Here is a 25411-nt window from a genome sequence, read left to right on the forward strand (position 1 = left end):
GAGACGCCGGCTCATAAGCGACCGGGCAAGTTGGGGAAAACCGAAAAAACCGATTCGTGTTGCACCTGGGACTCTTGTCACCGAGTCAACACATGAGGTAATTGTAGTCGGGAAATAACTAGATTTCGTGCGGCGGACCTAATCACCTAATATATGTGGTGTCTGCCCCGGCAAAGGTTGCCGGGTCGGGAATGGATTCCGGCTGCCGCACGCTTAGCAGGAGCGCGGTCTCATGAACTGGACTGACGAGCGGGTCGAACTTCTCAGAAAACTGTGGTCGGAGGGCTTGAGCGCAAGCCAGATCGCCGCCCAACTTGGCGGGGTCAGCCGCAACGCCGTCATCGGCAAGGTGCATAGGCTGAAGCTGTCGGGCCGCGGACGCTCGACCGCAGCGCCGGCGCGCCAGAAGAAGACGGCGCAGGGATCTTCGATCCAGAAGTCGGTGTCGCGCGCCGCAACCACGCAGCGCCACGTCACCACCTCGATCGGGGCAACCGCGCTGCAGGCGCAGTTCGACGCCGAGCCGGTGGCTCGCCACTACATCCGCCCGGTCGAAAACGTTGTCGTGCCGATCTCGCGCCATCTGCAGCTCACCGACCTCACCGAGCGTACCTGCAAATGGCCGAACGGCGATCCGCTGTCGGAAGACTTCAACTTCTGCGGCAACGAGGCCGCCGAAACCGGACCTTACTGCAAGTACCACGCAAGGGTTGCGTTCCAGCCGGCTTCGGAACGGCGCAGGAGCCGGTAATTAGGGCAGTACGGCAGTAGGGCAGTATGTTCTTGAACTGCGCTCGCGAAGCGCTGTCTTTACCTACTGCCCTACTGCCCTACTGCCCTACTGCCCTACTGCCCTACTGCCCTACAGCCAGCCATTCTTGCGAAACCGCCAGTACAAGAACAAGCAGATGCAGGCGATCGAGACCAGTACGGCGGGGTAGCCGTATTGCATCTTCAGTTCCGGCATGTCGTTGAAATTCATGCCGTAAATGCCAGCGAAGGCCGTCGGCACCGCCAGGATGGCGGCCCACGACGCCAGCTTCTTGGAGATTGCGGTTTCCTGGCTCTGGCCGACCAGCAGACTGGCTTCGAAAGCGAAGGCCAGAACCTCGCGCAGGCTGTCGATCTTTTCCTGCACGGTGCGGATGTGGTCGGTGACATCGCGAAACAGCGGATGCATGGCGGTATGGATCTGCGGCAGGTCGGCGCTGGTCAGCCGGCGGCAGACTTCGACAAGCGGCAGTGCGGCATTGCGCAGGCGCAACAGATCGCGTCGCAGCATATAGAGCCGTTCGATGTCGGGCCCCGTCATCGGCTTCAGCAGAACCCTGTCCTCGATCGCCTCGACCTCGTCCTCGATCTGCTCAAGCACCGGCATGTAATTGTCGACGATGAAGTCGAGAATGGCGTAGAGGACGAAGTCCTCGCCCTTGGCCAGCGAATGCGGGCAGCTTTCCCAGTGCTGACGGACGGCGGCATAGGAGGTCGAGGGACCATGCCTGACGCTGACGATATAGCCTGAGCCGACGAATAGGTGGGTTTCGCCGAAGGTGACGCGGCCGTCGATCAGCTGGGCGGTGCGGGCGACAATGAACAGGGCATCGCCATATTGCTCGATCTTGGGCCTCTGGTGCGGATGCTCGGCGTCCTCGATCGCCAGTTCATGCAGATGGAACTGTGCCTTGACGCGCAGCAACAGCTCGCGGTCGGGTTCGAGCAGGCCGATCCAGACGACATGGCCCGATTTCCTCGCCCATTCGCCTGCCTCTTCGATCGGGATGTCGGCTATGCGCTTGCCGGCGGTGTAGACGCTCGAGGCGATGATGCCGGACGATGCCGGCGCCGGCTTGAACTCTCGGACATATTCCATCGCAGCCTCCGGAAACAGAACCTGAGAAGCTTAACGCTGCGATAGTTTAGCGCAATATGATTAAGCGTTCGAGGGGCGCGCGATCACTTCACCGGCAGCGGCGCCGGAAGGGCAACCTTGTCGGTCTTGTCGCCTTTCGGCCGCTCGGCCGGCATCTGGTCGCCGGTGACGATGTAATAGATGGTCTCGGCGATGTTGGTGGCATGGTCGCCGATACGCTCGATGTTCTTGGCGCAGAACAAGAGATGCGTGCACGGCGTGATGTTGCGCGGATCTTCCATCATGTAGGTCAGCAACTCGCGAAACAGCGAGGTGTACATGGCGTCGATCTGGTCGTCGCGATCGCGCACGAAGCCTATCCTGTCGACCGACCGCGAGGCATAGACGTCGAGCACTTCCTTGAGTTGAATCAGCGCCAGCTCGGCGAGAGCCTCGAGACCGCGAAACAGGCTGGTCGGCTGGCGGCCGTCGATGACGCTCACCACTCGCTTGGCGACATTCTTGCCGAGGTCGCCGATTCGTTCGAGGTCGGCGGAAATACGGATCGCGCCGACGATTTCGCGCAAATCCGTCGCCATCGGCTGGCGCTTGGCGATGATGACGATGGCCTTGTCGTCGATTTCGCGCTGGCCCTCGTCGAGCACGATGTCGTCATGGATGACCTTCTGGGCGAGGCCGGGATCGGCATTGACCAGCGCCTGAATCGCCTGCTCGACCATGCGCTCGGCGTGGCCGCCCATCGCAGCGATGCGCTTCGACAGATATTTCAGCTCTTCGTCGTAGGCGCTGACGATGTGTACGGACTGCATGGACGAAATGCCTTCCTGGACTCTTTGGCCTTGTGAGTCGTTTCCTCGAACCCTGTGCTGATACGCCAGCCGGATGACAGAAAGAAGAAACCGGCCGTTATCAAATAGTACTGCCTCAGCCCGCCGGCAAATGGACGGTGAACGCCGCGCCCTTGCCAACTTCCGACTTGATCGAAAGTCTGGCGTTGTGACGCGTCAAGATGTGCTTGACGATAGACAGACCAAGCCCGGTGCCTTTCTGGGTGCGGCTGCTCTCGACATCGATGCGGTAGAAGCGCTCGGTGATGCGCGGAATGTGCTCTTCGGGAATGCCTGGACCGTAGTCCCTGATGGTGACGTCGATGCCCGGTTCGGGACCGGCCTCGCTGCGGGCGATCGACACTGTGACGCGTCCGCCCGGCTGACCGTATTTGCAGGCATTTTCCAACAGGTTCTCGAACACCTGGAACAGCTCGTCACGGTCTCCGGGCACTTCGAGCGGTCCTTCGGCATAGTCGCGCTCGATGACGACGCTGTTCTCCCTGGCGAGCGGCCCGAGCGAGTCGATAACGCTGTCGATGGTCTGGCGCAAATCGACCTCGGTTCCAGGCTTCAGATAGGGCTTCATTTCCAGCCGCGACAGCGACAGCAGATCGTCGATCAGGCGCGCCATACGGCCGGTCTGGTTCTGCATGATCTGCAGGAACTGCTCGCGCGCCGCCGGATCGTTGCGGGCCGGGCCGCGCAACGTCTCGATGAAGCCCGAGATCGAGGCAAGAGGGGTGCGCAACTCATGGCTGGCATTGGCGATAAAGTCGGCACGCATGCGGTCGATGCGGCGCGTCTCGCTCTGGTCCTTGAACACGAGCACAAAGAGATCGGTGGCGTGGCCGACCGAGGACGCGCTGACCCGGTAGGCCCGTTCGACCGGCAGTTTCTCGATGTAGTCGACGGCATCCGAGGCGACCGTTCCCGACAGCACGCTGTCCAGCAGTGCCTGCATCTCAGGGGCGCGGAATTTCAACGACAGCGACAGGCCGGGCGCTATCCCGCCAAAGGCGGCGAAGGCGGCGGCGTTGGCATGAACGATGGTGGCGGTGCGGTCGAAGATGATCAGCGGATCGGCAACGGCCGCCGCAAGATATTCGCCGGAAAGCCGCTGCAGCCCGCTCGCCTCGATCGCAGCAATGCTTTCGGTGGACCGGCTGGCGCCGCCGGTCGGCAGCATGGCTGCGGCCAACAACACAGCGCAGGCGAGCAGGGCGACATAGACGGACATGCCGGCATAGCCATAGACGGCCGCAACCGCCACGATGCCGGCAGCGAGCAGCCAGCGGCTGTTCCACAGCCGGGCGGCTACAGCCTGCGTCGTGGTTATCCGCTCTGCGCCGATGTCGGCCATTCGCGCGTCTCGTGCCCCTGTACCGGTCGACCGAAACTTCCGCTGGACCGGGTTGCCGCATGACCCCGAAAATCGGAATCGATTTTCGGAAAGGATCATGCGCAAATCAAAAATGCTACAGCGTCGTTTGCGCGTCCAAACGGGACGCGCGGCGCTGTAGTGGCCTCCCCATAGCATGAGTCCGCAAGCTGGAAAGGTTCGTCTCGATGAAAAAACCCAAGGAAAATCCTGCCGCAGAGCCGGCAAAAGGTCCGCTGAAGATCAGGATCGGCGGCAAGGAGCGGGAGTTCGACATCGAAAATCCCGAGCTTCCGGATTGGATCGAGGACCACAAGCTGACCGCCGGCGACTATCCCTACGACAAGAAAATGAAGGGCGACGAGTATGACGAGACGCTTGAACGGCTGCAGATCGAGCTGGTCAAGGCGCAGGCCTGGCTGCAGGCGACCGGCAAGCGGGTGATGTCGCTGTTCGAAGGGCGCGATGCCGCAGGCAAGGGCGGCACCATCTTCGTGCTGCGCCAGTATCTCAACCCTCGAACCGCGCGCAACGTGGCGCTGACCAAGCCGACGCCGACCGAAGTGGGGCAGTGGTACTACCAGCGCTATGTCGACCATTTCCCGACATCGGGCGAATTCGTCACCTTCGACCGCTCCTGGTACAATCGCGGCGGCGTCGAGCCGGTGATGGGCTTCTGCACACCGGAACAGCACGAGAAGTTCCTCGACGAGACGCCGCATTTCGAGCGGATGATCTCCAACGAGGGCATCTATTTCTTCAAATTCTGGCTCAACATCGGCCGCGAAACCCAGCTCGAACGGTTCCACGACCGCCGCTGGTCTCCGCTGAAGAACTGGAAGTTCTCGCCGATCGACATTGCCGGCATCAGCAAATGGGACGACTACACCAGGGCCCGCGACCAGATGGTCGAGCGCACGCACAAGGAATTTGCACCTTGGATCATCGTTCGGGCGAACGACAAGCGGCGCGCGCGGCTGGCCGTCATGCGGCGCATCCTGTTGTCGCTGCCCTATGACGGGCGCGATCTCGACGCCATCGGCAAGCAAGACAAGAAGATCATTGGCGAAGGGCCTTCATTCCTCGAGAAGTAAAAGCTGGCTTGAAAATACAGAGCCCACCCCGCACCGAGGTGGGCTCTGTGGCCATTGTCTAAAGCGCGTCGGGTGAAGACAGTCTCACGACGCCTGCCGCATGCCGAGCATGTCGGGGGTGCCCCTGACCAACACCGGGGCGTGATGGTTGCGGCGCGAACGCACGACATCGAGCGTATGCTCGTTGAAGGTCAGCAGCGTGGCGACGACCTGCTGATTGCCGTAGGTGCGCTGGTAACCGAGCGGCGTCGCCAGGAAGTGCAACTGCAGCGTCCGCAGCACCCACACCGGCTCGACCTCGATAATGACCTGATTGATATTGCGAGCAAGGCCCCATTCGACGAAGCCGGCGATCAGTTCGGTGCCGACCGTAGACACGCCGCGCTTGCCATCGCGAAAGCCTGGCGCCACTGCGTAGCGGGTGAGTTCCCAGACATTCGGTCCCGACGGGCGCTTTCCCTCGCAGAGTTCCGGCATCACATCGCTAAGGAGATGGGGCCGTGTGGTCGGCAGCATCCGATGATAGCCGGCAAGCTCGCCATTGCGGATGACAAGGTGGTGTTCGGCCTCATCATGGTCGAATTGATCGATTTCGAGGCCGTCCGGGCGATCGAGATCGGTCCACCGCATCTCATCGACGAAGACCTTGTAACGCAGGCGATGGACCGCCTCCCATAGGTCGGGACGCTCCATCAGTTGTTGAGTGGTAAGGGAAAATAACATAGCCGTCTCCTGGGCTTAAGAGGAAGATACGGCCGGGCTTTCCCGAAAAAATTGCGCGAAGGTGTTGGCAAGGATTTCCAGGCTGCCACAGCCGACATGGCTAATATAGCCGCGCCTAATCGCCTCCGCGATGCGTACACCCTGTTGGCGACGCCGAGTCTGCTTTTGGCGTTAAGAAAGCATTAGCCGTCTCACGAGGACGACAGGGGCGGTCTTTTTTGAAGATATTACGCGGGCCGCCAGAACCGGGCTAAAGCGCGTCGCACGACGCGCTTTAGGTCTTTGTTTAATGCATGTCGTTATCGCAAAACCGAGGTCAGTTTTGCGCGACATGCATTAGCTGATATAGCCGTGTCGGATTGCCTCGGCGACTGCCTGCACGCGATTGGCGGCGCCCAGTTTGCTCTTGGCGTTGAGAAGGTGTTTCTCCGAGGTATGCTCCGAGATGCCGAGTATCTGCGAAATCTCCCACTCGGATTTGCCGACCGCCGCCCATTGCAGGCACTCGCGCTCGCGCGGCGTCAATTCGATATGATCGATAACCTTGCTGCTCGTTTGAAGCTGCATGGCGCGGCCGATGGCATAGGTGGACGCCAGCGAGACCATTGCAAATTCGGTGTCGGACAGCTCAACCGCCTCACCGCCCAGCGAAACCAGCGCGATCTGGCCTTCAAGCGTCACCAGCGGGAAGGCGAGGCCGTCACGCAGCTTGAATGCGCGGGCGTCTTGCATCACCTCATCGCTGCTTTTGTCGGCGGGTATGCTCTTGACGGCCTCGCGCCATTGGAATGGCGCCCGCAATTGCTTCAAATGGCTGACGACCGGATCGTGGTCGACATAGTTGCGCGCCAGGTAACGCTCCAGCCAATCAACAGGCCAGTCGCAGAGCAGCACGTGGTCCTTCGTCTGGCTGCTTGGCGTGCCGGGCTGCGGCACCGTCGCCGCTATCAGAGCCGTCAATCCGAAATTCGAGGTGACACTGAGCAGGCGCTCGCACACCGCAGCCGCGGTGCCGGCTCGCTGCACCTGATCAATATATTCCAGTGTGCGATCGAAATGACCCATTGCAACATCTACCCTATGTTGCCTACCGCTCTTGAGACTGATGCTACGTGCCTGGCCCGCACTTCGCCATCAACCCCGGATTGCAATGCCGCATGCTTATTTTTTCTAACGCAGCGACCGCCAACCACGGACCGACTCTGCGAGGCTATTTGCAAACTCACTAAAGCATATCCCGAAATTTGCTCTTTGAAATCAAAAACAATTGTGCCTGCGCCGTTTTCGTATCAAAAGCCAACGGCCAAGACGGGCGGAGTTCTTTCGTGACATCTCGCTGGATAGCCATCGCCTTGCAGTCGCTGCTGATCGGAGCGCAGCCTTTTGCCGGCGTCGCACGGGCGGCGGAGCCGCAGGTGCCGGTGCTTTGGGACGCCAAGGAACGGCTGCCTAAACCGGACCTCTCGGCACTGCCGAGGCTTCGTTTCCTCACCACAACAGATTTCCCGCCCTTCAACTTTCTCGACGGCGCCGGGCGGCTGTCCGGCTTTCACATCGACCTGGCGCGGGCGATTTGCGCCGAGCTCGACATCGCCGACAAATGCCAGATCCAGGCGCTGCCCTGGGCCGAACTCGACGACGCGTTGCAGAAGGGCGAAGGCGAAGCGATCATCGCCGGCATCGCCGCGACGCCGGAAACGCGGGCGAAATACAGTTTTTCGCGCTCCTACCTGCAGTTTCCGGCGCGCTTCATCATGCCGAAGGCCAAGGCTTTCGCCGAGCCTATCCTCGACAAATTGCGCAGCAAGCGGGTCGGCGTGCTGGCCGGCTCGGCGCATGAAAAAATGCTGCGCGATTATTTCGGCAACGTGCAGATCGTCCCCTTCGACAGGCAGGAAGACCTCTACAGCGATTTGAAAAGCAGCAAGATCGACGCCGCCTTCGGCGACGGCATGCGCTTTTCCTTCTGGCTGGGCGGCACGGACGCGGCAGGCTGTTGCCGCTTCGCCGGTGGCCCGTACCTGGCCCCGGAATATCTCGGATCCGGCATGACCATTGCCACAAGGGCCGGCGATCCGGCGCTGGCAGCGGCCATGGACTACGCGCTGCAGGAAATCTCGGTCAAAGGCACCTTCGCCGAATTTTATCTGCGGTATTTCCCGGTCAGTTTTTTCTGATCCGGTCCTGGTCAGCTTTTTCTAGCGGCTACCGGCGAGACTTTCAGGTCAATGTCCGCAGCCGCGCTTTCGCGCCCCGCGCGATGGCTGCGGCGGTCAGCGTGTCGAGATCGAGCTGGCGGCGGATCAATTGCAGCACCCGCAATTCCTCCATGCGCATTTCGAGATCGACGGCAGCAACCTCGAAGGCGGCGGCATAGGCAGTGTCGTGCAGCCGCTCGGGCAATGCCTTGCCAACACGCTCGAGAACGCCTTCCAAACCATCCTTTTCGTGCAGCATTTTCTGGCAGTCCTGCGCGATGGCAATCAGCCTGTCCTGCTTGAAATCCTCGAACACCGGCCAGCTGCGGACGACGTCGCCGATGCGCGCCAGTTCGATATCGGTCATGTCGCGGTCGGAAGCCGAGGTGATGACCATCAGGTAGATCAGGGCTTCATGCGTGGACGGCAACGGCATTCAAAACTCCTTGATGGTGAGGGTCGAAGGTAGGGACGCCACGATGTCGCTGCAAGGAAAACCGGCTGTTGTCGTTGACGCTCCGGCCTCTCACGCTTTGGTTTTTGACGCAATTCCCGCGGAAAAACCGCTCACACTTTTCCTGGAATTGCTCTAGAGACCGGTTGAAAAATCTTACCAGCCGCACAGCCGGCCCATGACTGGAACTTTGACATGACGGGATCAAACATCGCCGATCTCAACCCCGAAATGCTTGCCGCAGCCGGCGAAAGCAAGGCGTGGCCGTTCGAGGAAGCCAAAAAGATCATCGAGCGCTACAAGGGCGCCGACTTTCCCGAGACCGTCCTGTTCGAGACCGGCTACGGGCCGTCGGGCTTGCCGCATATCGGCACGTTCGGCGAGGTGGCGCGCACCTCCATGGTGCGGCACGCCTTCCACGTACTGACCGAAAACAAGGTCAAGACCAAGCTTCTGTGCTTCTCCGACGACATGGACGGCATGCGCAAGATCCCCGACAATGTGCCGGATCGCGCAGCGCTCGAGCCGTACCTGCACATGCCGCTGTCGTCGGTGCCCAATCCGTTCGGCGGCGACTATGCGAGCTTTGCCGACCACAACAATGCGATGCTGTGCCGCTTCCTCGACACGTTCGGCTTCGATTACGAGTTCGCAAGCGCGACGCAGTACTACAAGGCCGGCCGCTTCGATGCGATGCTGCTGCGCGCCGCCGAACGCTACGACCAGATCATGAAAGTGATGCTGCCGACGCTCGGGCCGGAGCGCCAGGCGACCTACAGCCCGTTCCTGCCGATCTCGCCGAAGAGCGGCCGCGTGCTCTATGTGCCGATGAAGCATGTCGACGCCAAGGCCGGCACCATCACCTTCGACGATGACGGCACCGAGACCACGCTTTCCGTGACCGGCGGCAAGGTGAAACTGCAGTGGAAGCCGGATTTCGGCATGCGCTGGGCAGCGCTCGGCGTCGACTTCGAAATGTTCGGCAAGGACCACCAGACCAATGCGGTGGTCTACGACCGCATCTGCAACATCCTCGGCGGACGGGCGCCGGAGCATTTCGTCTACGAGCTGTTCCTCGACGAGAACGGCCAGAAGATCTCGAAGTCGAAGGGCAATGGACTGACCATCGACGAGTGGCTGCGCTATGCGCCGACCGAAAGCCTCGGCCTTTACATGTATCAGCGCCCCAGGCAGGCGAAAAAACTCTATTTCGACGTCATCCCGCGGGCCGTCGACGAGTACTACACCTTCCTCGGCGCCTATCCGCGCCAGGACTGGAAGGAAAGGCTGGGCAATCCGGTCTGGCACATGCATGACGGCAAGCCGCCGGCGATCGACCTGCCGGTGCCGTTCTCGCTGCTGCTCAACCTGGTCAGCGCCTCCAATGCGCAGAACAAGGAAGTGCTGTGGGGCTTCATCTCGCGCCATGCACAAGGCGTGACGCCGGCAACGCATCCCGAACTCGACCAGCTGGTCGGCTTTGCAATCCGCTACTTCGACGATTTCGTGAAGCCGACGAAGACGTTCCGGCCGGCCGACGACGTCGAACGCGTCGCGCTGGAAGCTCTTGCCAACGCGCTTGGCGCCCTGCCCGCGGGAGCCGATGGCGAAGCGATCCAGAACGCTTCGCTCAACGTCGCGCGCAAGATCGAACGCTATCAGGACCATTCCAAGCAGAGTCCGGACGGCGGCCCCGGCGTTTCCGGCGCATTCTTCCAGATGATCTACCAGGTGCTGATCGGCCAGGAACGCGGCCCGCGCTTCGGCTCGTTCGCAGCTCTTTACGGCATCGCCGAGACGCGCGCGCTCATTGAGCGGGCGCTGGCTGGTCAGCTGGCGGCGTAGCGTCCGTCCCAGCCGGCTGCGTGTCTGTCGCCGGGGCATCGAGGATCGGTTGCGAGGCCGTCGGCGCGGCAACCGGCGTTGGCGCCGGTGGCAGGCCGCCAAGATCGGGCGCGGCACCGAAGATGCCCTTCTTGTCGGTGCGCGCCTTGTCGCCGGCTTCGACGTAAGGGCCGCCGGCGACCGCGCGCGCCCAGCCGTTTTCGACCAGCCACTGGCCAACATCCAGCTTGCCGATGCGGCATTCGGCGGCGATCAGGCTGCGGTCGGCCTCCTGCGGCACCTTGCACGCCACGGCACGGCCGCGCAGGAAAGACCGGAACGCGGTGCGCGCGCGAGCCCCGCAAGCCCAGGACTTGCCGTCCTCGCTGCAGGTCTCGTCCTCCTTGACGATGTCGATGCCGGACACCGCCACGGAATAGCCATTGGCCTCGATCCGGCCAGCGGCGGATGCGACCGGCTGGAACAGTTTTGTCCCGCCCCAGTCGTCAACTGCTTTCGGCCGGCGCGGCTTGGGCGGTCCGGCCAGCGCGAGATCGCTCAGCGGCGCGCGCGGTTCGACCCGTTCGAGCTCGTCCGGCGCAAGCGGCGGCGGCGCGATGGCCTCGGGATCGATCGCTCTCGAATGCACCGGAGGCGAATGCATCGGAGGCTCGGCGGGTTGTATCTGGGGGATGGCCGATGTTGCCGGCTCCTCGGGCACGGCGTCAGTGCCCGGGTCGATCTGGTCGACGACGACGCTGCTCTGCGCGGGCTGCAGGACGCGGCCGCCAAGGACGATCAGAGCGACCATGACTGGGACCGCCAGCACGGCCAGAACCAGTTGTAAGAGCCGCACTACTGGCTTGCCCAGACGATCCGCGCCACCCATTCGACATCGCGCATGGCGATGTCGCGGTCCGGATGGTCGGGATTGAGCGAGATCAGCACGATCGATTTCGCCGTCTGACGGTCGAGCACCTTGGCCATGACCTCGCCGGCATTGGTCTTGACGACGACGCGGTCGCCCTTGCGGGTGGTGGCGCCCGGCTCGACGATCAGCACATCGCCATTGCGGTAGAGCGGCAGCATGGAATCGCCCTGCACTTTCAGCGCATAGGAGGTTTCCGTTGCCCGCGCCGGAAGCTCGACCAGATCCCAGCCCTGGCCGGAAGGATAGCCGGCATCGTCGAAGAAGCCGCCGGCGCCGGCCTGGGCAAAGCCAAGCAGCGGCACCGCTGAACGCTGTGCGGTCGCGGCTCCAGTATTGGCGCGGCCTTCGACCAACCCGGTGAATTCGTCGAGCGAGGCGCCCGTCGCCTCGATGATCTTGGCCAGCGATTCGGTCGAGGGCCAGCGCGGCCGTCCATCCGAGGACAGCCGCTTCGATTTGTTGAACGCAGTCGAATCAAGGCCGGCGCGCCGGGCCAGGCCCGAGGCCGACAGCGAATAACGCTCGGCGAGAGCGTCGATGGCGGCCCAAACGCGGTCATGCGAGAGCAAGTCGCTCTCCCTTTAGATGGAGCATGATCTTTTCCAAAAACCGGTATCCACTTTTTGGGATCATGCTTCAAAACAGGAAAAAATACCTTTCCTTCATAAGAGAGGAGGGCAGCCTTGTCCAGCGGCAGAGGCCAGGATGACGGAGTTTTGCACGCCCTATTGCGCCTTGACGTCGAGCGGCCGCGGCTCACGCGCGCCATTGTCGCGCGCCACCCAGCCGGCAATCATAGCCCGCAGCGCCTGGCCCCCTCGCGTCGCCATCTGCGACCATTCCAGCAGCGGCCACAGGGTCAGCTGCACGACATCATTGCGTGGCACGCCGGCCGCACCCATCGGTGCATTGCACGGGCCGGGCACGCGGTAGGTGCCGAACATCCAGTCGAAGAAGGGGAATATATTGGCGAGGTTCTTGCCGTAGGCCTCGGGCACATCGGCATGGTGCCAGCGGTGGAAGCGCGGCGAAGCGACCAGCATGCGCAGCGGGCCGTGATCCCAGTCGACATCGATGTGGACGTAGATGTTGTGCAGCAGCAGGATGAGCGCACCGGCGCCGATAGCGTTCGCCGGCAGGCCGAGCCAGGTCAGCAGGATGGTGTAGGAACCCCACATCACCAGCATCTCCAGCACGTGGACGCGGTAGGTCGTCAGTGCATTGACGACGGGATCGGAGTGATGGATCGCATGCACCGGCCACAGCCACTTCATGTGCATGAGGCGATGGTTCCAGTAATTGGCGAAATCATACGCCACTATGGCGACAAGGCTGAGCGCCCAGACCGGCAGGTTTTCCCAGACGGCGCCGGGCACGCTGGGGATGCCGAGCAGCCCGTACAGCGTCTTGATCTGCCCGGAGAGCAGCCAGATCCCAGGGATCAGGACGATGTTGATGTGGAAGATAGCCAGCGTCGCCGCCACGCTCTCGATTGCGCGCCGCGACCAGGAACCCCGCCAGCCCTTGCGGGCAATGTCGAGGGCGAGCAGCAACAACAGAAAGGCAAAGACGCACTGCTTGTCGGGATCGCTCGCCTGGCCGCGCCAGGCGACGAGCATGCCATTGATGTAGTCGACAATTCCGTCCACGCGGGCCCTCCAACCGCGCCAGGGAGCGACGGCGACCCATCGCGAAGCCAGCCCGGCAGCTCAGCCTTAGCGGAATTTGTTTAAGGGCGGTTGAATCCGGGCTTTGGCATTGAAGCTTTCGCCTGCGGCCTCAACCCCCTTTGGCCAGGCTGCGCAATCCCTGATGAGAGGTCATGAAAATCCGCTCGGCCTCTGTCAGCGGCCGCGGTTGAACGGAACGGCCAAGTGCTGCCACAACCTCGTCTATATCGACAAAGCGGCGGCCGGGACGGTCGTAGACACCACCCGTCGTCATGATCAACGCGGCCGTCTCGCCATTGTCGAGGACAAAGCGGTGCTTGCCGATGACCTGCGTGCCCTCCCAGGTTTCGATCGAGGACGCCACCTCAAAGCGACGCCACAGCCTGATCTCGCGCACATAGACCGACTCCAAACCGCCGATCATCGGCGCCCAACCGCGCTTGCGCGCCAGCGCGATAAGGCCGACGCGCAGGAAGATGTCGATGCGGCCGAGATCGGCCAGCATCATATAGCGGGCATTGTTGAGATGGCTGTTGAAGTCGATGTCGGTCGGCAGGCAGCGGAAAGCCAGGCGGCTTTCGCTGCCAACCATATAGGGACCACGACGCGACGCCGTGGCCATCATGCGCGCCAGGCGCCCCCAGACGTACATCGGGCGCTAGATCAGGCGGCTTTCTTCACCTCGCCCTTCGCATAGGGATCGAAGCGCTGGTAGAACGTCTCGCCCTTCTCTGCCAGGTCGAGCAGCAGCTTGGGCGCCTTGAACTCGGCGCCGTATTTCTTCTGCAGGCCCTTGGCGATTTTGACGAACTCCTTGGCGCCGATGCCGTCGATATAGGACAGCGCGCCGCCGGTGAACGGCGCAAAGCCGAAAGCGAGGATCGAGCCGACATCGGCCTCGCGCGGATCGGTGACGATGCCCTCTTCCATCACCCGCGCCGCTTCCAGCGCGATGGTGACCAGCAGGCGCTGCTGCAGCTCCTCATAGTCGACCATCTCGGCCTTCAGCTGCGGATAGAGGTCCTTCAGGCCCGGCCACAGCTTCTTCTTGGCCGGCTTTGCCGGATAGTCGTAAAAACCCTTGCCATTCTTGCGACCGAAGCGGCCATGGGTGTCGACGAGCGTGTTGATCAGCGCCATCTGCCTGGGGTCGACGGCCTTGTCGCCGAGATCCCTGATGGTCTGCTTCATGATCTTCTGGGCAAGGTCGATCGCCGTCTCGTCGGTCAGCGCCAGCGGACCGACCGGCATGCCGGCAGCCTTGGCGGCGTTCTCGATCATCGGCGCCGGAACACCTTCGATCAGCATCTTGTAGGCTTCCGACATGTAGCGCAGCACGCAGCGGTTGACGTAGAAGCCGCGCGTGTCGTTGACGACGATCGGCGTCTTCTTGATGGCGCGCACGAAGTCGATCGCGGTGGCAAGCGCCTTGTCGCCAGTCTTCTTGCCCAGGATGATCTCGACCAGCATCATCTTGTCGACCGGCGAGAAAAAGTGGATGCCGACGAAATTCTTCGGCCGCGCCGAATTCTTGGCCAGCGCAGTGATCGGGATGGTCGAAGTGTTGGAGGCAAAGATCGCCGACGATTTCAGCACGGCTTCGGCCTGTTCGGTCGCAGCCTTCTTGACGGCTGAATCCTCGAACACCGCCTCAACCACCAGATCGCAGCCGGCGAGGTCGGCATAGTCTGCCGTCGGCGTGATCAGCGACAGCAGCTTGTCCTTCTCCTCGGGCTTGGCGCGGCCCTTCTTGACCTGATCCGAGATCAGGCTGTCGGAATGCGCCTTGCCCTTTTCGGCCGACGCTATGTCGCGGTCGAGCAGTACGACCGGGATGCCGGCCTTGGCGCTGACAAAGGCGATGCCGGCGCCCATGAAGCCGGCGCCGAGAATGCCGATCTTCTTGAACTTGGTTTCCGGCACGCCGGCCGGGCGGCGGGCGCCCTTGTTGAGCTCCTGCAGCGAGACGAACAGCGAGCGGATCATGGCCGCTGCTTCCTTGGACTGCATGATCTCGGTGAAATAGCGCTGTTCGATCCGCAGACCGGTGTCGAACGGCACCAGCAGGCCCTCATAGACGCATTTCAGGATCGCAGCGGCAGCAGGATAATTGCCATAGGTCTCGCGGCGCAAAATGGCGATGGCCGGCGGCCACAGATTGAAGCCGGCGGGCGAATAGATCTGGCCGCCGGGCAGCTTGAAGCCCTTCTCGTCCCAAGGCTGGACGGCCTTCAGGCCGTTCTTGATCAATGCCTTGGCGGTCTCGATCAGCTTGGCGGGTTCGGCGACCTCGTGGATCAGGCCCATGGCTTTCGCCTTTTGCGCCGACAGGTTCTGGCCGGTGGTCAGCATCTGCAACGCCTGCTGCTGGTCGGTCAGGCGCGGCACGCGCTGGGTGCCGCCGGCGCCGGGGAAGATGCCGACCTTGACTTCCGGCAGGGCCATCTTGACCTTGTCGGAGTCAGCGGCCACGCGACCATGGCAGGCCAGCGACAGCTCGAAAGCGCCGCCCATGCAGGTGCCGTTGATCGCCGAAACCCAGGGCTTGCCCGAGGTTTCGAGCTTGCGCCACAAGCCGCCCATGCGGCCGGCATTGTCGGACAGCAGCTTGGCCGCCTTCTCCGGATCCTTGTTCTTCTCCTTGGCGAAGACTGCCAGCATCTTCTGCAGCATGGTCAGGTCGGCGCCGCCGGAGAAGCTATCCTTGCCCGAGGTGATGACCGCGCCCTTGATGGCGGCGTCGGCCACGACCTGGTCGATGATCTTGTCGAGCTCGTTCATCACCTCTTCGGTGAAGACGTTCATCGAACGGTCCGGCATGTTCCAGGTGACCAGCGCAATGCCGTCAGCGTCGGTGTCGACCGTGAAGTTTGTGTAGGTCATGTCTCTCTCCTTCCGGCCGAAAATCAGACGCGTTCGATGATCGTTGCGGTGCCCATGCCGGCGCCGATGCAGAGCGTCACCAGCGCGGTGTTGAGGTCGCGGCGCTCCAGCTCGTCCAGCACCGTGCCCAGAATCATCGCGCCGGTAGCGCCGAGCGGATGGCCCATGGCAATGGCGCCGCCATTGACGTTGATCTTGTCGTGCGGGATGTCGAAGGCCTGCATGTAGCGCAGCACCACCGAGGCGAAGGCCTCGTTGAGTTCGAACAGGTCGATATCCGACAGCTTCATCTTGGCGCGCTTCAGAAGCTTCTCGGTGACGTCGACCGGACCAGTCAACATCAGCACCGGCTCGGAGCCTATATTGGCGAAGGCGCGGATGCGCGCGCGCGGCTTCAGCCCCATTGTCTTGCCGGCCTTCTTCGAGCCGAGCAGCACGGCGGCAGCGCCATCGACGATGCCCGACGAGTTGCCGGCATGGTGGACGTGGTTCACTTCTTCGACTTCGGGATGCTTCTGAACGGCAACGGCGTCGAAGCCGCCCATTTCTCCGGGCATGACGAAGGACGGGTTGAGCGAGGCCAGCGACTGCATGTCGGTCGTCGGCCGCATATGCTCGTCATGGTCGAGAATGATCAGGCCGTTCTGGTCCTTGATCGGAATGACGGAGTTTTTGAAGCGGCCATCGGCCCAGGCCTTGCCGGCGCGCTTCTGGCTCTCGACCGCATAGGCGTCGACGTCGTCGCGCGAGAAGCCGTATTTGGTGGCGATCAAATCGGCCGAGATGCCTTGCGGCACGAACCAGCCTGGCAGGCCGACGGACGGGTCCATGAACCAGGCGCCGCCGGATGCGCCCATGCCGACGCGCGACATCGATTCCACACCGCCGGCAATGACGATCTCGTCGGCCCCTTGCGCGATCTTGGCGGCGCCAAAATTGATGGCGTCGAGGCCCGAAGCGCAGAAGCGCGAAATCTGCATGCCCGGCGCCTTGTTGTCGTAGCCGGCCTCGAAGGCGGCGGCGCGCGGAATGACCGAACCGGCCTCGCCGACCGGATCGACGCAGCCGAAGATAATGTCGTCGACGTTTGCAGTGTCGAGCCCGTTGCGGTCGCGCAGCGCTTCAAGCGTCTTTGCAGCAAGCCGCACCGCCGGCACTTCGTGCAGCGAGCCATCCTTCTTGCCCTTGCCGCGCGGCGTGCGCACGGCGTCATAGACATAAGCTTCGGCCATTTTCTTGCTCCTTGCTTTGCCGGTCGTGGCTCTCAGAGAGAGCGGCCGATCAGCAATTTCATGATCTCGTTGGTGCCGCCGTAGATGCGCTGGACGCGGGCGTCGCGGAACATGCGGGCGATCGGATATTCATTCATGTAGCCATAGCCGCCATGCAATTGAAGGCATTCGTCGACGACTTTTCCCTGCAGATCCGAGAGCCAGTACTTGGCCATCGATGCCGTCACCGGATCGAGGCCGCCATTGATGTGGCGGGTGACACAATCATTGTAGAAGACGCGGCCGATGGTGGCCTCGGTCTTCAATTCGGCCAGCTTGAACTGGGTGTTCTGGAACTCGATGATCGCCTTGCCGAACGCCTTACGCTCCTTGACGTAGTCGATGGTCAGCGCCAGCGCGCGCTCGATCATGGCAATGGCGCCGGTGCCGATCTGCAGGCGTTCCTGCGGCAATTGCTGCATCAGCTGGATGAAGCCCTGCCCCTCTTCGTGGCCGAGCAGGTTGGAGGTCGGCACGCGCATGTCGTTGAAGAACAATTCCGACGTGTCGTTGGCCTTCAAGCCGATCTTGTCGAGGTTGCGGCCGCGCTGAAACCCTTCGACCTCGTCGGTCTCGACGACGATCAGCGAGGTGCCCTTGGCGCCTTTGGCCGGATCGGTCTTGGTGACGACGATGATGAAATTGGCGAGTTGGCCGTTGGTGATGAAGGTTTTCGAGCCGTTGATCTTGTACTGGTTGCCGTCCTTCTCGGCCCGCGTCTTGACGCCTTGCAGGTCTGAGCCGGCGCCGGGTTCAGTCATGGCGATGGCGCCGATCAGCTCGCCGGTCGCCAGCTTCGGCAGCCATTTCTTCTTCTGCTCGTCCGAGCCGTAGTGAAGGATGTAAGGAGCGACGATCGCATTGTGCAGGCCGATGCCGAAACCGTCGACGCCGACATGGCCGATCGCCTCGATGATGGCGCTCTCATGCGCGAAGGTGCCGCCGGAGCCGCCATATTCCTCGGGCATGGAGGCGCAGAGCAGGCCGGCCGCACCGGCCTTGCGCCAGCTCTCGCGGTCGACCATTTCGTTCTTCTCGAACTCGTCGTAGCGCGGCGCGATCTCTTCCGACATGAAGCGATGCGCCATGTCGTAAAGCATGCCGACCTCGTCCGCCGCCCAGGCGGGCTTCGGCAAAGAGAGCACTTCGGCTGGATTTGTCGCCACGATTTCCTCCGCGTTCCGACAATGTGGGCCGGCAGTGCCGGCCCGACAAACCTAGAACGCTTCCGCAGGCAGCGCCATTAGCGTGTCCGCACCACTGGAAATGCGGGCGAGATGTGCCGACGTCTCCGGCATGATCCGCTCCATGAAGAAGCGCGCCGTCACCACCTTGTTGTCGTAGAAGGATTGGGTGCCGTTGGCGCCGGTCTTACCTAGCGCGGCCTTGGCCATCTGCGCCCACATGTAGCCCAGCGCCACCAGGCCGAAGAGATGCATGTAGTCGGTCGAGGCTGCACCGGCATTGTCAGGCTTGGCCATGCCGTTCTGCACCAGCCACATGGTCGCCGCCTGCAGATCGTTGAGGCCCTTCTTCAGCGCCTTGGTGAACGGCGCCAACTTCTCGTCGGAGTGGTTTTCCTCGCAGAATTCGCCGACATCCCTAAAGAACGCCTGAATGGCGCGGCCGCCGTTCAGACCGAGCTTGCGGCCGACGAGGTCGAGCGCCTGGATGCCGTTGGCGCCTTCATAGATCATGGCGATGCGGGCATCGCGCACGAACTGGCTCATGCCGTGCTCTTCGATATAGCCGTGGCCACCGAACACCTGCTGCGCCATGACGGCGTGATCAAAACCCTTGTCGGTCAGCACGCCCTTGATCACCGGCGTCAACAGGCCGGTATAGTCGTCGGCGGCCTGGCGGTCCTTGTCGTCGGCGGAACGGTGGGCAATGTCGGACTTGATCGCCGTCCACAGCGCCAGCGCGCGACCGGCCTCGTTGAAGGCCTTCATGGTCATCAGCGAGCGGCGGATGTCGGGATGGACGATGATCGGGTCAGCCTTCTTGTCCGGCGCCTTGGCGCCCGACAGCGAACGGCCCTGCAGCCGGTCCTTGGCGTACGAGACCGCGTTCTGGTAGGCGATTTCCGACAGCGACAGGCCCTGCAGGCCGACGCCGAGGCGGGCCTCGTTCATCATCGTGAACATCGCCTTCAGGCCGCCATTCTCCTCGCCGAGCAGCGTGCCTTCGGCCTCGTCATAATTCATGACGCAGGTCGAATTGCCGTGGATGCCCATCTTCTCCTCGATGGAGCCGCAGGAAAGCGTGTTCTTCTCGGCCGGATCGCCCGAGGCATCGAGCTTGAGCTTCGGCACGATGAACAGCGAGATGCCCTTCACGCCTGCCGGCGCACCTTCGATGCGGGCCAGCACCAGATGGACGATGTTGTCCGACATGTCGTGCTCGCCGGCCGAGATGAAGATCTTCTGCCCGGAAATCTTGTAGGTGCCATTGCCGTTCGGCACCGCCTTGCTGCGCAGCAGGCCGAGATCGGTGCCGCAATGCGGCTCGGTCAGGTTCATCGTGCCGGTCCAGGACCCCTCGACCAGCTTCGGCAACCAGGTAGCTTTCTGCTCGTCGGTGCCGTGGGTGATGATGGCCGCGATCGCGCCCTGCGTCAGGCCGGGATACATCATCAGCGCCATGTTGGCCGAGACCATGTATTCGGCAACCGCGGTGTGCACGGCATAGGGCAGGCCCTGGCCACCGAATTCGACCGGTGCCGCCAGCCCCATCCAGCCGCCTTCGCGATACTGGTCGTAGGCCTCCTTGAAGCCTTTCGGCGTCGTCACCGAGCCGTCGGCATGGCGCACGCAGCCTTCCATGTCGCCAACGCGGTTAAGCGGATGCATGACGTTTTCGGCGAGCTTGGCGCCTTCGGCGAGGATCGCCTCGACCACGTCGGGCGTCGCGTCGGCAAATCCGGGAAGATTGGAGTAGCGCTGGTAGCCCAGCACCTCATTGAGCACGAACAGTGTGTCCTGGACCGGAGCCCGGTAGATCGGCATGTGTTTCCTCCACCATGCGGGTCTTTGGCCGCGAGATCGGGCCCCAACCATGGGGCGGGGCAGCATGCGGACCAATGTTGAAAGCGGGATAGCAAAAATTGACGTTTGCGTAAACGTCAATTTTATCGCCGCGACAAAATTTCCTTGTGCCAGCCTATCGGCGCGACGTGGCGGACGCCAGCGATGCGTGGGAGTTCCACCCTGGCGGATGGCAAAACAAAGGAGCCGCGCGGATGGACCGCGCGGCTCCCTTTGATCAAAGCTCGTGCCGAAAGACGGCGACGTGAAATCAGCTGGCGGCGCTGGCCGGTGCGGTACGCTCGGACAGCATCTGGCGCACGGCCGACATCGAGCCACTCAGCTCGTTGATGGCGTCGTCGATCAGCGCGCGCTGCTTCTGCAGGCGGGCAAGCTGCTTCTCCGACTTGTCGAGAGCCAGCCGCAGCTGCTTGGTGTTGGATCCGGTCGGATCGTAGAGATCCATCATCTGCTTGACGTCGCGCAGCGAGAACCCGACCTTGCGGCCGAGCAGGATCAGCTTCAGCCGCGCCTTGTCACGACGCGTGTAGAGGCGCGTTGCCCCGTCACGCTTCGGATTGAGCAGGCCCTTGTCTTCATAGAAACGCAGCGTGCGCAGGGTCACGCCGTATTTCTTCGCCATTTCGCCGATGCGCACGAGTTCCTCGCCGGCTTCGACAGACATATTGTTGGTATTGGCCGCGGCTTCGCCGGGCGAAACAAGTTTCATGGTCACTGGCTTTCCCCTGTAGTGGCGTCGCGGTCTCGGACCTTGCAACGCCTGAGTGGAAGCGGGGGCATGCTTCCAGTCGTGGTTTCAACGAATTCATCGCAAAAGGCACGAAAAGCGCCCCTCTTACGTTTACGTCAATTCTATATCGATAGCCGCCTCATGACGCAAGGGTGTTCTGGGATTGCGAAACCTTATGCCGCACCCCCGCTGCCGGTCCGAACGGGCGCTGCCTGTGTTTCAGCAATGTCGTAACTTCTTAAGGTTGGTTAACGCCTTGTTTACCACGATGGGTGAAATGTGCGCATGTCGGTCACCCGTGTTTATCCTGTAGCGAATTTTTCACGGTTTTTCGGAGCGCGGGCCTGGCCCGGAAAGCTCGTCTTTCGCCGTAGCAGTCGCGCGGCCGCCTTCGTTCCCGACAGGGACTTTGGGGAAAACTGGCAGCAAGCCGGCCATTCTGAAAACGGACGCATCGATGAACAGCAAGCGGTCCTATCTCGATACACTTAATGCCGGCAGGCTGCGTAGGCCGAACACCACGCTTGATGAATTGAACCGTTCGCTGGAAACACTGGAACAGCGGCTGGAGCGCAAGCGCGAGGACGTCGGAGAGCGCATCGATCCGCGCCGGCCACCGGTCGAGCCGCGCTACGCCAGCGCCCAGCCCTACGGCCAGCCGCGCTGGTATGAGGACCCGCAGCCCGCGCCGCGGCCGAAAAGCCCGGCGCCGGCCGGCTTCGACCAGAACTATCAGGCGATCGCCCGCGACATCGACCGCGTGCGCGGCCAGGAAGACAGCGTCGCCGTGGTCGGCAAGATCGCGGGCGAATTGCGCGGCCTGCGCGAGGAATTGCGCCACCAGATGACGGTTGGCCTGCAGCGCGAATTCGGCGCCCTGCGCAAGGATATCGAGCGGGCATTCCAGGCGAACAGCCAGGCTGGTGGCCAAACCGGCAAGGGCAGCGCCGAACTCGGCCTCGAATTCGAGCGCCTGTCCGGCGCCATCCAGACGCTGGCCGAAAAGAGCGACGACAGAAGCGTCAACATGCTGCGCCTCGAGCTCGAGCAGGTGAAGACCGCGCTCGACACTTTGGCGCGCGAGGAGAGCGTTCAGAAGGTCGACAGCCGCTGGGACGATTTCGACCGGCGCTGGAGCGCATTCGAGGACCGCGTCGACGCTGACCACCGCAGCCGCGCCGACGACCCGGGCCTGTCGGTGCTGACCGACCGGCTCGAACAGATCAGCAATGCCGTTCACAATCTGCCGGAATCGCTGTCGCTGCGCTCGATGGAAGAAAAGGTCCGTACGCTGGCCGGCGCCGTCGATCATTTCGTCAGCCAGCAGAACAACCGCGGCAGCGACACGTTCGGCCTGATCGACGAACGGCTTGACGAGATTTCGCGCGCCATCGTCGCCTCGACCGTTGCCGCGCAGGCCAATTCCATCGACCATGAGGCCTTCGACCGCATCGAGAAGCGGATCGATTCGCTGGCCCGGCAAATCGAGGAAGTGGCGCAGGATCGCCCCGGCAACGCCGTCATGGATCGGCTGGGCACATTGTCGAGCCGGGTCGACGATCTCGCGGGCCGCGCCAATCTGCCGGAACAGGCGATGGAGCGCCTGGGCAAGCAGATCGCGATGATTGCCGACAAGATCGACCGCGCCCCGGCCATGCCCGACGTCGACTATATCTTCCAGGGCCTTGAACAGCGCTTCGATGCACTGTCGGGCATGATGGAACGCCGGCAGGGAGACGCCATCGAACAGGGCAACATGCTGTTTCGCGATCTCGAGCGGCGACTGGACGAGGTCGCCGACCGGCTGGACCAGCGCCAGCCGCAAGCCGACAACGCCGAAATCATGGACGCCATCGACGCCCGCTTCACCGCGCTCGCCAAGCGCATGGAGACGCGTGTTCCCGATCCTGCCAACGAGGCGGCGATCCGCGGCCTGGAAAGCCGACTCGAAGACATTTCAAGCCGGCTGGAATCGTCGGCCGCCCAGGTCGCCGGCATCGATCCGGCGCTGATCCGCAGCCTTGAGGCTCAGGTCTCCGGCCTGTCGGCACATCTGTCGAAACCCGGAACGCCGCTGCCGGAATTCGAGGACATCAGCCCGCGCCTCAACGAAATCGAAAAGTCGCTGGCCGGCACCCGCGAGTCGATCATGGGCGCGGCACGCGAAGCAGCCGAGAGCGCCGTACGCTCGCTGGCCGATTCCAACGCCAACACCGCGGCCGTCACCGGCCTTGCCCAAGATCTGAAGACGCTGGAAGCGCTGACGCGCCGTTCGGACGAGCGCAATTCACGGACATTCGAGGCCATTCACGACACGCTGCTCAAGATCGTCGACCGCCTGGGCTCGCTGGAGACCAGCGAACCGGTCGAGGCAGTGAGCGAACTTCTGGATACGCCGGCCGAGCCGGCACGGCGGGCCCGCGCGGCCCGCGCCTCCAAGATCGCGGTGCAGGACGCGCCGTCGATGGACATCGACCAGCCGCTGCCGCTGACCGGAGACATGGCCGACCTCGACGGTCGCGCCGCCGCCATCATGCGCAACGAACCCGATATGCGCGCCGACCCGGGTGAGCGTAGCGACCCGGGTACGCGCAGCGATCCGGTCATGCGCAGCGAGCCTGTGCGGCGCTCGCCGGCCGAGGCTGCCGCGGCCGCTGCCCAGGCAGCACTCGGTTCCGATGCGATTGCCGAGAAGGGCGAAGGCACGGCCAAGAAATCGCTGTTCGGCGGATTGGCCCGCGCCTTCAGGGGCAAGAAGCAGGCGGACATGCCGCCGCTTGCCGGTTCGACGCCCGATGTCGATATGCCGAGCGTCGATCTCGATGAGCCACTCGACCCGAAGCTCGCCAACCGGCCGCTGGAGCCGGGCTCCGGCGCGCCCGACCTCAACGCCATCATGAAGCGCGTGCGCGATGAGCGTGGCCCGCCGGCGCGTCAAAGCAGCGGCGATGCGTCGAAGTCCGACTTCATCGCCGCGGCCCGGCGCGCGGCGCAAGCAGCGGCTGCCGAGGCGGACGCGCTGAAGCGCCAGTCCACGATGAAGGGCCCGGTGAAGGCGCTGCGGATCGGCGACCTGCTCAAGGCGCGGCGCAAGCCGATCCTGATGGGCGCGATCGCGATCATGCTGGCACTTGCCGGCCTGCAGCTGGGCAAGGCCTTCTTCGCCGACCCGGTTGAGGTCGCCAGCAACGATACGGCGCCGATTGTCGCCTCGCAGCCGGCCGAGACCGCTTCGGTCAGCGCTGCCAGCCAACCCAAGGCAGACGCGCAGCCGGCCGTGCAGGACGCGCCGGCCCGGACCGTCAGGCAGGCGGAACAGTCGCAGCCAGCCGCCAAGGATGACGCGCCGATCGAGGCTGCTTCGACAAGTTCTGTTGGCCCTGATGTGCCAGCAGCCGAACCGGCGCCAGCGCCGATGGCTTTGGCCGATCCGTCCCCGACGCCAAACGCAATGCTGCCGACGACCGCCATTGCCGAACCGGCGGCGGCTGAGGCACAGCCTGCGGCCACACAAGCTGTCATGGCGCCCTCGGATACGACCGGCGCGGTTCCGCCCACTGACACTGCGGCGACACCTGTCGTTGCCAAGATCGACATCCCGGCCGATGCCGGCCCGCAGGCCTTGCGCGACGCGGCCGCCGGCGGCGACGCCAAGGCGCTGTTCGAGCTCGGCTCACGCTACGCCGAATCGCGCGGCGTCAAGGAAGACATGGCGGCCGCGGCCAAATGGTACGAAAAGTCGGCCGAACTCGGCTTCGCGCCGGCCGAATACCGCATCGGCAATTTCTACGAGAAGGGCATCGGTGTGGCGCGCGACATCAAGAAGGCAAAGACCTTCTACCAGCTCGCGGCCGCGCAAGGTAACGCCAGCGCCATGCACAACCTCGCCGTGCTCTTCGCCATGGCCGCGGACGGCGTGACCGACAATGAATCGGCGGCGCACTGGTTCCAGGCGGCGGCCGATGTCGGCGTCAAGGACAGCCAGTTCAATCTCGGCATCCTGGCGGCCAAGGGCGTCGGCATGAAGCAGAGCCTGGAAGAATCCTACAAGTGGTTCGCGCTCGTCGCCAAGACCGGCGACAAGGATGCGGAGGCCAAGCGCGACGAAGTCGCCAGTGCGCTGCGGCCCGAACAGCTCGAGCGGGCGCGCGCTGCCGCCGAACTGTGGAAGCCGAAGCCGCTCGACCCGGCGTCCAACTCGGCCGACATTCCTGAATCCTGGCAGGAAGGCACGCCGCAGACGACCGCCAGCGTCGACATGAAAAAGGCGGTCAAGAACATCCAGCTCATCCTCAACAAAAACGGCTACGATGCCGGCGGCGCCGATGGCGTGATGGGCGGCAAGACCAAGACCGCGATCATGGCTTTCCAGACCGACAACAAGATGCAGGCGACCGGCGAAATCGATGAAAAGCTGGTGAAGGCGCTGCTGGCGCATAAATAACGGCAGATGCGTCGCTAACGCGACGCCCTTGCCACACATTTGCCTGTTAACTGATTGAGATGTT

The 25411-nt window shown here is 63.0% G+C and carries 20 protein-coding genes; 5 read left to right on the top strand and 15 right to left on the bottom strand.

Going from position 1 to position 25411, the window contains the following annotated elements:
* Positions 1 to 232 precede the first annotated feature (232 nt).
* Positions 233 to 751, top strand: coding sequence for a GcrA family cell cycle regulator (locus AC1DZ8_RS01290; RefSeq protein ID WP_477300673.1), 519 nt, complete (start codon positions 233 to 235; stop codon positions 749 to 751).
* A gap of 111 nt (positions 752 to 862) precedes the next feature.
* Here AC1DZ8_RS01290 and AC1DZ8_RS01295 read toward each other — a convergent pair whose 3' ends face one another.
* The 3 genes from AC1DZ8_RS01295 to AC1DZ8_RS01305 all read right to left on the bottom strand — a co-directional run bounded on the left by AC1DZ8_RS01295 (position 863) and on the right by AC1DZ8_RS01305 (position 4060).
* The gene (locus AC1DZ8_RS01295; RefSeq protein WP_477300671.1) at positions 863 to 1870 is read right to left on the bottom strand and encodes a magnesium and cobalt transport protein CorA; all 1008 of its coding nucleotides are present in this window, start codon (positions 1868 to 1870) and stop codon (positions 863 to 865) included.
* Between the two features lie 83 nt (positions 1871 to 1953).
* Entirely contained in the window at positions 1954 to 2679 is a 726-nt protein-coding gene (gene phoU, locus AC1DZ8_RS01300) for a phosphate signaling complex protein PhoU (RefSeq protein WP_477300669.1), read from the bottom strand.
* 115 nt (positions 2680 to 2794) lie between these two features.
* Positions 2795 to 4060, bottom strand: a complete 1266-nt coding sequence (locus AC1DZ8_RS01305) for an ATP-binding protein (RefSeq protein WP_477300667.1) — start codon at positions 4058 to 4060, stop codon at positions 2795 to 2797.
* Between the two features lie 206 nt (positions 4061 to 4266).
* Between AC1DZ8_RS01305 and ppk2 the strand changes: the two genes are divergently transcribed.
* Positions 4267 to 5172 carry a polyphosphate kinase 2 gene (gene ppk2, locus AC1DZ8_RS01310; protein WP_477300665.1) on the top strand — a complete coding sequence of 302 codons (906 nt, stop codon included), beginning with the start codon at positions 4267 to 4269 and terminating at the stop codon, positions 5170 to 5172.
* Between the two features lie 84 nt (positions 5173 to 5256).
* Here the strand turns inward: ppk2 and AC1DZ8_RS01315 are convergent, their stop codons facing one another.
* Entirely contained in the window at positions 5257 to 5895 is a 639-nt protein-coding gene (locus AC1DZ8_RS01315) for an acyl-homoserine-lactone synthase (protein WP_112560497.1), read from the bottom strand.
* 336 nt (positions 5896 to 6231) lie between these two features.
* The gene (locus tag AC1DZ8_RS01320; protein WP_112560498.1) at positions 6232 to 6960 is read right to left on the bottom strand and encodes a helix-turn-helix transcriptional regulator; all 729 of its coding nucleotides are present in this window, start codon (positions 6958 to 6960) and stop codon (positions 6232 to 6234) included.
* Between the two features lie 260 nt (positions 6961 to 7220).
* On the opposite strand from AC1DZ8_RS01320, the gene AC1DZ8_RS01325 reads away from it, so the two are divergent.
* The gene (locus AC1DZ8_RS01325; RefSeq protein WP_477300663.1) at positions 7221 to 8072 is read left to right on the top strand and encodes a transporter substrate-binding domain-containing protein; all 852 of its coding nucleotides are present in this window, start codon (positions 7221 to 7223) and stop codon (positions 8070 to 8072) included.
* A 43-nt stretch (positions 8073 to 8115) separates the two neighbouring features.
* Here AC1DZ8_RS01325 and AC1DZ8_RS01330 read toward each other — a convergent pair whose 3' ends face one another.
* Entirely contained in the window at positions 8116 to 8529 is a 414-nt protein-coding gene (locus AC1DZ8_RS01330) for a tellurite resistance TerB family protein (protein WP_477300661.1), read from the bottom strand.
* A 213-nt stretch (positions 8530 to 8742) separates the two neighbouring features.
* Between AC1DZ8_RS01330 and AC1DZ8_RS01335 the strand changes: the two genes are divergently transcribed.
* On the top strand, positions 8743 to 10392 hold the full coding sequence (locus AC1DZ8_RS01335) for a lysine--tRNA ligase (RefSeq protein WP_477300659.1): 1650 nt from the start codon (positions 8743 to 8745) through the stop codon (positions 10390 to 10392).
* On the opposite strand, the gene AC1DZ8_RS01340 is transcribed toward AC1DZ8_RS01335, so the two are convergent.
* From AC1DZ8_RS01340 to AC1DZ8_RS01380, 9 genes are all read right to left on the bottom strand, one after another.
* Positions 10355 to 11227, bottom strand: coding sequence for a thermonuclease family protein (locus tag AC1DZ8_RS01340; protein ID WP_477300657.1), 873 nt, complete (start codon positions 11225 to 11227; stop codon positions 10355 to 10357). The two genes, AC1DZ8_RS01335 and AC1DZ8_RS01340, sit on opposite strands and share 38 nt — an antisense overlap.
* Positions 11227 to 11871, bottom strand: a complete 645-nt coding sequence (locus AC1DZ8_RS01345; RefSeq protein ID WP_477300655.1) for a S24 family peptidase — start codon at positions 11869 to 11871, stop codon at positions 11227 to 11229. Before AC1DZ8_RS01345 ends, AC1DZ8_RS01340 begins: the two co-directional genes overlap by 1 nt.
* Before the next feature lie 156 nt (positions 11872 to 12027).
* Positions 12028 to 12951 (bottom strand): sterol desaturase family protein, encoded by a 924-nt coding sequence (locus AC1DZ8_RS01350; RefSeq protein ID WP_477300653.1) that lies wholly within the window; start codon positions 12949 to 12951, stop codon positions 12028 to 12030.
* A 130-nt stretch (positions 12952 to 13081) separates the two neighbouring features.
* Positions 13082 to 13624 carry a thioesterase family protein gene (locus tag AC1DZ8_RS01355; protein ID WP_477300651.1) on the bottom strand — a complete coding sequence of 181 codons (543 nt, stop codon included), beginning with the start codon at positions 13622 to 13624 and terminating at the stop codon, positions 13082 to 13084.
* 11 nt (positions 13625 to 13635) lie between these two features.
* The gene (locus tag AC1DZ8_RS01360; protein ID WP_477300649.1) at positions 13636 to 15855 is read right to left on the bottom strand and encodes a 3-hydroxyacyl-CoA dehydrogenase NAD-binding domain-containing protein; all 2220 of its coding nucleotides are present in this window, start codon (positions 15853 to 15855) and stop codon (positions 13636 to 13638) included.
* Between the two features lie 23 nt (positions 15856 to 15878).
* Positions 15879 to 17087 carry an acetyl-CoA C-acetyltransferase gene (locus AC1DZ8_RS01365; protein WP_477279501.1) on the bottom strand — a complete coding sequence of 403 codons (1209 nt, stop codon included), beginning with the start codon at positions 17085 to 17087 and terminating at the stop codon, positions 15879 to 15881.
* 32 nt (positions 17088 to 17119) lie between these two features.
* Complete coding sequence (locus AC1DZ8_RS01370; protein ID WP_477300644.1) at positions 17120 to 18292, bottom strand: acyl-CoA dehydrogenase family protein; 1173 nt, start codon at positions 18290 to 18292, stop codon at positions 17120 to 17122.
* 51 nt (positions 18293 to 18343) lie between these two features.
* A complete protein-coding gene (locus AC1DZ8_RS01375) occupies positions 18344 to 20134 on the bottom strand; it encodes an acyl-CoA dehydrogenase (protein ID WP_477300642.1) in 1791 nt (596 codons plus the stop codon).
* 289 nt (positions 20135 to 20423) lie between these two features.
* On the bottom strand, positions 20424 to 20882 hold the full coding sequence (locus tag AC1DZ8_RS01380; RefSeq protein ID WP_477300697.1) for a MerR family transcriptional regulator: 459 nt from the start codon (positions 20880 to 20882) through the stop codon (positions 20424 to 20426).
* Between the two features lie 478 nt (positions 20883 to 21360).
* On the opposite strand from AC1DZ8_RS01380, the gene AC1DZ8_RS01385 reads away from it, so the two are divergent.
* Positions 21361 to 25347 carry a peptidoglycan-binding protein gene (locus AC1DZ8_RS01385; RefSeq protein WP_477300640.1) on the top strand — a complete coding sequence of 1329 codons (3987 nt, stop codon included), beginning with the start codon at positions 21361 to 21363 and terminating at the stop codon, positions 25345 to 25347.
* The last annotated feature ends 64 nt before the right edge of the window (positions 25348 to 25411 follow it).

Source organism: Mesorhizobium sp. P2_F7 (assembly GCF_056403695.1).